We start from the raw sequence: 549 nt of genomic DNA on the forward strand, positions 1-549 counted from the left end.
TAGAGATAGTGCCCCTCTTCGGAGCATTGGAGACAGGTGGTGCATGGTTGTCGTCAGCTCGTGTCGTGAGATGTTGGGTTAAGTCCCGCAACGAGCGCAACCCTTGATCTTAGTTGCCAGCACTTCGGGTGGGCACTCTAGGATGACTGCCGGTGACAAACCGGAGGAAGGTGGGGATGACGTCAAATCATCATGCCCCTTATGACCTGGGCTACACACGTACTACAATGGCCGATACAACGGGAAGCGAAACCGCGAGGTGGAGCCAATCCTATCAAAGTCGGTCTCAGTTCGGATTGCAGGCTGCAACTCGCCTGCATGAAGTCGGAATTGCTAGTAATCGCGGATCAGCATGCCGCGGTGAATACGTTCCCGGGTCTTGTACACACCGCCCGTCACACCACGAGAGTTTACAACACCCGAAGCCGGTGGGGTAACCCGCAAGGGAGCTAGCCGTCGAAGGTGGGGTAGATGATTGGGGTGAAGTCGTAACAAGGTAGCCGTATCGGAAGGTGCGGCTGGATCACCTCCTTTCTAAGGAAATACCCG

At 55.6% G+C, this 549-nt stretch carries 1 rRNA gene; it reads left to right on the top strand.

The features are described 5' to 3' along the window. A 16S ribosomal RNA gene (locus RCO25_RS34710) occupies positions 1–534 on the top strand; the annotation flags it as partial. Positions 535–549 lie beyond the last annotated feature (15 nt).

Origin of the sequence: Paenibacillus sp. LHD-38 (assembly GCF_031157315.1) — a bacterium.
In the GTDB taxonomy this organism is placed as follows: domain Bacteria; phylum Bacillota; class Bacilli; order Paenibacillales; family Paenibacillaceae; genus Pristimantibacillus.